This window comes from Mycobacterium sp. (assembly GCF_025933915.1).
Classification (GTDB): Bacteria; Actinomycetota; Actinomycetes; order Mycobacteriales; family Mycobacteriaceae; genus Mycobacterium.
This window is the reverse complement of record NZ_JAICZA010000170.1, coordinates 1-8848: the sequence shown is the minus strand read 5'-3', so window position 1 is coordinate 8848 and position 8848 is coordinate 1. Positions and strand designations below refer to the sequence as shown.

The following is an 8848-nucleotide window of genomic DNA, read 5'->3' as shown; positions in this document are numbered from 1 at the left end:
TCCAGCAAGCGCGGGGGCGGCTCCGACAAGCTGTATGTCCCCATGGATTCGCTGGACCAGCTCTCGCGGTACGTCGGCGGCCAGGCGCCCGCGCTGAGCAAGCTCGGCGGCAGCGACTGGGCCAACACCAAGACCAAGGCGCGCCGCGCGGTGCGCGAGATCGCCGGCGAGCTGGTGGCGCTGTACGCGAAGCGGCAGGCCAGCGCCGGGCACGCGTTCGGGCCCGACTCCCCCTGGCAGGCCGAGATGGAAGACGCGTTCGGGTACACCGAGACGGTCGATCAGCTCACCGCGATCACCGAGGTCAAGTCCGACATGGAAAAGCCGATCCCGATGGACCGGGTGATCTGCGGCGACGTCGGCTACGGCAAAACCGAGATCGCGGTGCGGGCGGCCTTCAAGGCGGTCCAGGACGGCAAACAGGTCGCCGTGCTGGTGCCCACCACTCTGCTGGCCGACCAACATCTGCAGACCTTCGCCGACCGGATGACCGGGTTCCCGGTGACCGTCAAGGGCCTGTCCCGATTCACCGATTCCGCGGAGTCCAAGGCCGTCATCAAGGGCCTGGCCGACGGCTCGGTGGACGTCGTGATCGGCACGCACCGGCTGTTGCAGACCGGGGTGCGCTGGAAGGACCTGGGGCTGGTCGTGGTCGACGAGGAGCAGCGGTTCGGCGTCGAGCACAAGGAGCACATCAAGTCGCTGCGCACCCACGTCGACGTGCTGACCATGAGCGCCACCCCGATCCCGCGCACGTTGGAGATGAGCCTGGCCGGGATCCGCGAGATGTCGACGATCCTGACCCCGCCCGAAGAGCGCTATCCGGTGCTGACCTATGTCGGTCCGCAGGATGACAAGCAGGTCGCGGCCGCTTTGCGGCGCGAGTTGCTGCGCGACGGGCAGGCCTTTTACGTGCATAACCGGGTCAGCTCGATCGATCGGGTGGCGGCCCGGCTCCGGGATCTGGTGCCCGAGGCGCGAGTGGTCGTCGCGCACGGGCAGATGCCCGAGGAACGGCTGGAGCGCACGGTGCAGGGGTTCTGGAACCGCGAATACGACATCCTGGTGTGCACCACGATCGTGGAGACCGGGCTGGACATCTCCAACGCCAACACCCTGATCGTCGAGCGCGCCGACACCTTCGGCCTGTCGCAGCTGCACCAGCTGCGCGGCCGGGTCGGCCGCAGCCGGGAGCGGGGCTACGCCTATTTCCTGTATCCGCCGGATTCGCCGCTGACCGAGACGGCCTACGACCGGTTGGCCACCATCGCGCAGAACAACGAGCTGGGCGCGGGCATGGCGGTCGCGATGAAGGACCTCGAAATCCGCGGCGCCGGCAACGTGCTGGGTGTCGAGCAGTCCGGACACGTCGCCGGCGTGGGTTTCGACCTGTACGTGCGGTTGGTGGGCGAGGCGGTGGAGGCGTACCGGGCGGCCGCCGACGGCCAAACCGTCACGACCGCCGAGGAACCCAAGGACGTGCGGATCGACCTGCCGGTCGATGCGCACCTGCCGCCGGACTACATCGCCAGCGACCGGCTGCGACTCGAGGCGTATCGACGGCTGGCCGCCGCGGCCTCCGATGGCGAGATCGACGCGGTCGTGGAGGAACTCGTCGACCGCTACGGGGCGCTTCCCGAGCCGGCCCTGCGGCTGGTGGCGGTGGCGCGGCTGCGGCTGCTGTGCCGCGCCGCCGGCATCACCGAGGTATCGGCGCCGTCGGCGGCGACCGTGCGGCTCTCGCCGATGACGCTGCCGGACTCGGCTCAGGTGCGGCTCAAGCGGATGTATCCGGCGGCGAACTACCGCGCCACGACGTCCACCGTGCAGGTTCCCATCCCGCGCGCCGGCGGTGGCCAGAGTTTTGCGGGCGCGGCCCGCATACGCGATGTCGAGTTGGTGCAGATGGTGGCCAACCTGGTGACCGCACTGCAGGGCAAACCGCAGACGGATATTGGTATAACGAGGGAACTACCTGCGTCGATGGCAAGTGAGGAGCGGCAAGCGCGCTGATGATCCGCGCCGGCGACGATGCAGAGCGAAGCGATGAGGAGGAGGGGCGCCCATGATCGTCGTCTTGTTCGACCCCCGCCGCCCGTCGCTGGTGCCCGTCGAAGCCATCGAGCATCTCGCCGGCGAGGTGCAGTACACCGAAGAGATGCCCGTCGCGGTGCCCTGGTCGTTGTCGGCGGCGCGTCCGGTGCACTCCGGGGAGGACGCGCCGGTGTTGCTGTCGTCCGACCCCGACCACCCGGCCGTGACCGCCCGGTTGGCGGCCGGCGCCCGGCTGATCTCGGCGCCCGGGACGCCGCGCGGTGAACGGCTGGTCGATGCCGTGGCCATGATGGACAAACTGCGCACCGCCGGGCCGTGGGAGAGTGAGCAAACCCACGACTCGCTGCGCAGGTTTTTGCTGGAGGAGACCTACGAGCTGCTGGACGCGGTCGGCAGCGGCAACGCCGACCAGCTGCGCGACGAACTCGGCGACGTGCTGCTGCAAGTCCTCTTCCACGCCCGCATCGCCGAGGACGCGCCGCAATCTGCCTTCACCATCGACGACGTCGCCGCCGCCCTGATGCGGAAACTCGGCAACCGGGTGCCGGGAGTGCTTGCCGGGCAACCGATTTCGCTCGAAGAACAGTTGGCGCAGTGGGAAGAGCGCAAGGCCGCCGAAAAGCCGCGGAAATCGGTGATGGACGACGTGCACACGGGGCAGCCCGCATTGGCGCTCGCCCAGAAGGTGATCCAGCGTGCCGACAAGGCCGGTCTGCCCGCCGACCTGATCCCCGACGAGATCACCTCGATCTCCGTGTCGGCCGATGTCGATGCCGAAAGCGCGCTGCGCACAGCGGTTCTGGAGTTCGTCGACACGGTCCGCGGCGCCGAGCGGGCGATCGCCACCGCGCGTCGTGGGGCCGGCGTCCCCGCGGAGTTGGACGTGGCCCCGCTCGGTGAAGTCTCCGAACAGGAATGGCGCGAGCATTGGCCGACGGGTGAATCGCAGGCCGACTCGGCCACCGACGAGGTCACCGTCGACGCCGCGGCCGACGAGGCCTGAGCGGGCGACGGCGCCCTTGAAAACGGCACAGCCGCCTTTGAAAGCGCCGATGCCGCGGATTACCTCCCGCCGCCAGCATTGCGAGAGCGATCGCCGCAATGTTTGCCGGATTTGTCATCGGCCGCTCGGTAATATCGCGGAGAAGGTTGCGAATCCTTAGGGGAGCTCAGGAACGCGTGGTGTCGCCGAGGCGTTGGATGCGCGCGGCCGCCGTGATCGGCGCGACCGCGATCGTTCTGGCCTCCAGCTGCACGTGGCAGCTCAGCCTGTTCATTCCCGACGGTGTGCCCCCCCCGACGGGAGACCCGGTGCCGCCGGTGGACACTCATGCCAGCGGTCGGCCCGCCGAACAGTTGCGCGACTGGGCGGAGCAACGGTCGGCCGCCTTGGAGATCCCGGTGATCGCGCTCGAGGCCTACGCGTATGCGGCCCGGGTCGCCGAAGTCGAGAACCCGAAGTGCCACATTGCCTGGACCACCCTTGCAGGCATCGGACAGGTGGAGAGCCACCACGGCACCTACCGCGGCGCCACTCTGGCGCCCAACGGAGATGTCAGCCCCCCGATTCGCGGTGTCCGCCTGGACGGCAGCGGCGGGACACTGCGCATCGTCGACACCGACGAAGACCTCACCGACGGCGACGGCGTGACCCGCGCCATGGGACCCATGCAGTTCATCCCGGAGACGTGGCGGCTCTACGGTGTCGACGCTCACAACGACGGCCGCGTCAGCCCGGACAATATCGACGACGCCGCGCTTGCCGCGGCGGGCTATCTGTGTTGGCGCGGAAAGGATCTCGGAACGCCGCGGGGCTGGATCACCGCGCTGCGTGCCTACAACAATTCCGGGGTCTACGCGCGGGCGGTCCGGGATTGGGCGACCGCTTACGCGAAAGGTCACCCGTTGTAGCAGGATGTATCGCTGACCCAGGCCTTACGCGAACAAGGAGAACCCAGTGCCGATTATCGAGCAGGTCGGGGCCCGCGAGATCCTCGATTCCCGCGGCAACCCGACAGTCGAGGTCGAGATAGCCCTGATCGACGGCACGTTTGCCCGCGCGGCGGTGCCGTCGGGCGCGTCGACGGGCGAGCACGAGGCCGTCGAGTTGCGCGACGGTGGCGAGCGTTACGGCGGCAAGGGCGTGCGGAAGGCGGTGCAAGCCGTGCTGGACGAGATCGGCCCGGCGGTGATCGGCCTCAACGCCGACGATCAGCGGCTGGTCGACCAGGCGCTGCTGGATCTGGACGGCACGCCCGACAAGTCGAGGCTGGGCGGCAACGCGATCCTGGGCGTGTCGCTGGCCGTGGCCAAGGCGGCCGCCGATTCCGCCGAGCTGCCGCTGTTCCGTTACCTCGGCGGTCCGAATGCGCACATCCTGCCGGTGCCGATGATGAACATCCTCAACGGCGGCGCACACGCAGACACCGCCGTCGACATTCAGGAGTTCATGGTGGCGCCGATCGGTGCGCCCAGCTTCGCCGAGGCGCTGCGCTGGGGCGCCGAGGTGTATCACGCGCTGAAGTCGGTGCTGAAGAAGGAGGGCTTGAGCACGGGGTTGGGCGACGAGGGCGGCTTCGCTCCCGACGTGGCAGGCACCACCGCGGCCCTGGATCTGATCAGCCGGGCCATCGAATCGGTCGGTTTCAAACTCGGCGCCGACGTGGCGCTGGCCCTCGATGCGGCCGCCACCGAGTTCTTCACCGACGGGACGGGCTACAAATTCGAGGGCGCCACCCGCACCGCGGAGCAGATGGCGGAGTTCTACGCCGGGCTGCTCGGCTCCTACCCGCTGGTGTCCATCGAAGACCCGCTTTCCGAAGACGATTGGGACGGCTGGGCGACCCTGACCGCGTCGATTGGTGACCGGGTGCAGATTGTTGGTGACGACATCTTCGTCACCAATCCCGAGCGTCTGGAAGAGGGTATCGACAAGGGCGTGGCAAACGCGTTGCTGGTCAAGGTGAATCAGATCGGCACGCTGACCGAGACGCTGGACGCGGTCGCGCTCGCCCACCACAGCGGCTACCGCACGATGATGAGCCATCGCAGCGGCGAAACCGAGGACACCACGATCGCCGACCTGGCGGTGGCCGTCGGCTGCGGGCAGATCAAGACCGGCGCGCCCGCCCGCAGCGAGCGTGTCGCCAAATACAACCAGCTGCTGCGGATCGAGGAGGCGCTCGGTGACGCCGCCCGCTACGCCGGCGACCTGGCGTTCCCGCGCTATGCCGTGGAGGCCAAATAGCTTGGCCGCCAAGCCGGATCCGAAACGGCGTTCCCCGGCATCGCGGCCGGGGAAGGCCGGTGATTCGGTTCGGCGCCGTCGCTCGGCCAAGCCGTCGTCGAAGCCGTCCGCGAGGACGTCGCCCACGGCGAACCACGCCGCCCGCAACACCACGCAGCAAGAGCATGTCGTCGAACCCATCGCCCGGCAGGCCGCCGAATCGGTTGAGCTGCGCTCCGAGCAACGGCTGGGTTTCACCGCGCGGCGCGCGGCGGTGCTGGCCGCGGTGATCTGCGTGCTGACGCTGACCATCGCCGGACCGGTGCGCACCTATTTCGCGCAGCGCACCGAGATGAATCAGCTGGCCGCCAGCGAAGCCGCGCTGCGCCGTCAGATCGCGGACTTGGAGCAGCGAAAGACCAAACTCGGTGACCCCGCCTACATCGCGGCGCAGGCCCGCGAGCGGCTCGGCTTCGTGAAGCCCGGAGACATCCCGTTTCAGGTTCAGCTTCCGCCCACGTCGGCCGAGCCCGCCCAGCCGGGATCCCCGTCGGCGAAACCGGTCAACAACGACCCGTGGTACACGTCGCTGTGGCACACCATCGCCGACGCCCCGCACCTGCCACCGGCAAACCCGCCTGCCCCCGAAGTCCCGGCCCCGCCGGCCGAACCGGGTCCGCCCGCACCGAATCCCACGGGCCCCGGTGGTTGATCGTGCCGACCTGGAGGCGGTGGCGCGCCAGCTCGGGCGTGAGCCGCGCGGGGTGCTCGAAATCGTCTACCGGTGTCCCAACGGTGAACCCGGCGTGGTGAAGACCGCGCCGAAATTGCCTGACGGAACGCCGTTTCCGACGCTGTACTACCTGACGCATCCGGCGCTGACCGCGGCCGCGAGCAGGCTCGAGACGACCGGATTGATGCGCGAGATGACCGAGCGGCTGGGGCAGGACGCGGAGCTGGCGGCCTCGTACCGGCGCGCGCACGAGTCGTATCTGGCCGAGCGCGACGCGATCGAATCGCTGGGGACTACCTTCTCCGGCGGCGGAATGCCCGACCGGGTCAAGTGTCTGCACGTCCTGATCGCCCATTCGCTGGCCAAGGGGCCGGGCGTGAATCCGTTCGGCGACGAGGCGCTGGCGATCCTGGCCGCCGAGCCCGCGATGGCCGGCGTTTTGGTGGAGGGTCGATGGTGAATGACAGGCTGGCGGGAATCGACTGCGGTACCAACTCGATTCGGTTGCTGATCGCCGACTTCAACAAGGGGGACGGGCTGCGGGACGTGCATCGGGAGACGCGGATCGTGCGGCTGGGCCAGGGGGTCGACGCGACGGGTGAGTTCGCGGCGGACGCGATAGCCCGAACCCGGGCCGCGTTGACGGACTACGCCGCGCTGCTGAAAGAGCACGGGGTCGGCCGGGTGCGGATGGTGGCCACGTCGGCCGCCCGCGATGTCGCCAACCGTGACGACTTCTTTGCGATGACGGCCGACGTGCTGGGCGCGGTGCTCCCCGGTTCGGTGGCCGAGGTGATCAGCGGGGGCGAAGAGGCCTCGCTGTCATTCCGTGGTGCCGTCGGCGAATTAGATAGTGCGGCAGGACCGTTCGTCGTCGTCGACCTGGGTGGGGGCTCCACCGAAATCGTGGTGGGCGATGAGGCGGTGGCGGCCAGCCACTCGGCCGACATCGGCTGTGTCCGGCTGACCGAGCGCTGCCTGCATTCGGATCCACCGATGCCCGCTGAAGTGGCCGCGGCCCGGCAGGTGGTGCGCGAGCGGCTCGAGGTCGCGCTGGGCGTGGTGCCCGTCGAAGGGGCGCGGACCTGGGTGGGGCTGGCCGGGACGATGACCACACTGTCCGCACTGGCGCACAATTTGCCGGCGTATGATTCTGCGGCCATTCATCTTTCGCGTGTCGTCGGCGCGGATCTGCTGGCGGTGTGCGAACGGCTGATCGGGATGACGCGCGCCGAGCGCGCGGCGCTACCGCCGATGCACGAGGGGCGCGCCGACGTGATCGGCGGGGGCGCGATCGTGGTGGAGGAGCTGGCGCGCGAGCTGCGTGAACGGGCGGGTATCGACGAGCTGACGGTGAGTGAGCACGACATCCTGGACGGCATCGTGCTGTCGATCGCCGAGTAGGTCGGGCAAGCCGCACCCGCCCCACCGGCCCCTGGGCAAGTGGCCACCACGTTTGCCCGCCTCACAGCGACAACCTCGGTCGGTGTCACACCCGTGTGCGACGGTCCGAGGATGGATCTACGCGGAATCGAGCTGCGTTACGTGCTCACGATGCAGCTGGCCGTTCATGGGCCGGCGACCATCGCCGAATTGATGGACGCGTTGAAATGGCACGGCTTTGGGGTGCACGGCAGACCATCGAAGGTGGTGTCTGATGCGCTGCGGTGGGAGATCGAACGTGGCAGGGTATGGCGGCTGGGGCGGGGCCGGTATGGGCCCGGGTACATGCCGCGGGGCACGGAATACCGCATCCATCAGCGCGTGCTGGCGTTGCGTGAGGCGGCAGCCAAATTGTCGCTATAAGGCGGGCATTTGACATGCCACCGTCCGGAGAGGCGCATGGTGCAGATGGGGCCGAATCGCGGCGTTGAGCCCGCTCGGCCACGTGGGGAGCGCTACTCACGCCTCGAATCGATAGCCCATGCCCGACTCGGTCAGCAGATGCTTGGGATGTGACGGGTCGTCTTCGAGCTTGCGGCGCAGCTGCGCGAGATACACACGCAGGTAATGCGTTTCGGTGGCGTAGGCCGGCCCCCACACCTCCTTGAGGAGCTCCTCGCGGCCGACCAGCTTGCCGCGATTACGGACAAGGACTTCGAGCATCCCCCACTCGGTCGGGGTGAGGTGTACTTCGCTGCCGTTCTTGATGACCTTTTTCGCGGCCAGATCGACCGTGAACGATTCGGTTTCGATCACCGGCTGCTCGAGTTCGGAGGCCGCGGTGTTGCGGCGGACCGCCGCGCGCAGCCGCGCCAGGAATTCGTCCATCCCAAAGGGTTTGGTGACATAGTCGTCGGCCCCGGCGTCCAGCGCCTCCACTTTGTCCGACGAATCGGTGCGTGCGGACAGCACGATCACCGGTGCGGTGAGCCAACCGCGCAGACCGGCCAGCACGTCGATGCCGGAGATGTCGGGCAGACCGAGGTCGAGGATCACCACGTCGGGCTTGTGCTCGGCGGCGGCGCGCAGCGCACCGGCGCCGCTCGAGGCGGTGACCACCTCATAGCCCCGGACGGACAGGTTGATGCGCAGCGCCCGCAGGATCTGCGGTTCGTCGTCGATCACCAATACGCGCGTCATAAGGCATCCATCGCTTGTGGCGCAGCCATATCCACGATCACGGTCAGTCCGCCTCCCGGGGTGTCGGTGGCCGTAATTGTTCCGCCCATCGCTTCGACGAAGCCCCGCGCCACCGACATCCCCAGACCGACGCCGGTGGTGTTGTCGTGATCGCCGAGCCGTTGAAACGCGTCGAAGATCTGGTCCTCGGCCCCATGCGGTATTCCGGGCCCTTCGTCGATGACGTTGATCAGCACCCGATCGCCCACCCG

9 protein-coding genes and 1 pseudogene are annotated in these 8848 nt (G+C 68.5%); 8 read left to right on the top strand and 2 right to left on the bottom strand.

Going from position 1 to position 8848, the window contains the following annotated elements; all coding sequences use genetic code 11:
- The 8 genes and pseudogenes from mfd to Q0W90_RS20695 all read left to right on the top strand — a co-directional run.
- Positions 1 to 2013: transcription-repair coupling factor (gene mfd, locus Q0W90_RS20730; RefSeq protein ID WP_297776282.1), on the top strand; the 2013-nt coding region annotated here is incomplete at its 5' end.
- 52 nt (positions 2014 to 2065) lie between these two features.
- Positions 2066 to 3078: pseudogene (locus Q0W90_RS20725) on the top strand (nucleoside triphosphate pyrophosphohydrolase).
- Positions 3079 to 3237: 159 nt separating this feature from the next.
- A complete protein-coding gene (locus Q0W90_RS20720) occupies positions 3238 to 3966 on the top strand; it encodes a lytic transglycosylase domain-containing protein (protein ID WP_297596842.1) in 729 nt (242 codons plus the stop codon).
- Positions 3967 to 4012: 46 nt separating this feature from the next.
- Positions 4013 to 5302 (top strand): phosphopyruvate hydratase, encoded by a 1290-nt coding sequence (gene eno, locus Q0W90_RS20715; protein WP_297596844.1) that lies wholly within the window; start codon positions 4013 to 4015, stop codon positions 5300 to 5302.
- Position 5303: 1 nt separating this feature from the next.
- Positions 5304 to 5993, top strand: coding sequence for a septum formation initiator family protein (locus Q0W90_RS20710; protein ID WP_297596846.1), 690 nt, complete (start codon positions 5304 to 5306; stop codon positions 5991 to 5993).
- Positions 5986 to 6474, top strand: coding sequence for a DUF501 domain-containing protein (locus Q0W90_RS20705; protein WP_297776278.1), 489 nt, complete (start codon positions 5986 to 5988; stop codon positions 6472 to 6474). Before Q0W90_RS20710 ends, Q0W90_RS20705 begins: the two co-directional genes overlap by 8 nt.
- Positions 6468 to 7418: a Ppx/GppA phosphatase family protein gene (locus Q0W90_RS20700; protein WP_297776276.1), complete on the top strand. Its 951-nt coding sequence runs from the start codon at positions 6468 to 6470 to the stop codon at positions 7416 to 7418. The genes Q0W90_RS20705 and Q0W90_RS20700 overlap by 7 nt, the downstream gene beginning before the upstream one ends.
- A gap of 111 nt (positions 7419 to 7529) precedes the next feature.
- The gene (locus tag Q0W90_RS20695; RefSeq protein ID WP_297596852.1) at positions 7530 to 7820 is read left to right on the top strand and encodes a hypothetical protein; all 291 of its coding nucleotides are present in this window, start codon (positions 7530 to 7532) and stop codon (positions 7818 to 7820) included.
- A gap of 96 nt (positions 7821 to 7916) precedes the next feature.
- Here the strand turns inward: Q0W90_RS20695 and Q0W90_RS20690 are convergent, their stop codons facing one another.
- Together Q0W90_RS20690 and Q0W90_RS20685 are read right to left on the bottom strand one after the other, a co-directional pair.
- Positions 7917 to 8597: a response regulator gene (locus Q0W90_RS20690; RefSeq protein ID WP_297596854.1), complete on the bottom strand. Its 681-nt coding sequence runs from the start codon at positions 8595 to 8597 to the stop codon at positions 7917 to 7919.
- Positions 8594 to 8848: ATP-binding protein (locus tag Q0W90_RS20685; protein ID WP_297776273.1), on the bottom strand; the 255-nt coding region annotated here is incomplete at its 5' end. The genes Q0W90_RS20690 and Q0W90_RS20685, both read right to left, overlap by 4 nt.

Bases quoted from the DNA above. Each gene is read 5' to 3' on its own strand.
- Q0W90_RS20690 (WP_297596854.1), bottom strand. From the start codon at position 8,597: ATGACGCGCGTATTGGTGATCGACGACGAACCGCAGATCCTGCGGGCG.
- Q0W90_RS20695 (WP_297596852.1), top strand. From the start codon at position 7,530: ATGGATCTACGCGGAATCGAGCTGCGTTACGTGCTCACGATGCAGCTG.
- Q0W90_RS20700 (WP_297776276.1), top strand. From the start codon at position 6,468: ATGGTGAATGACAGGCTGGCGGGAATCGACTGCGGTACCAACTCGATT.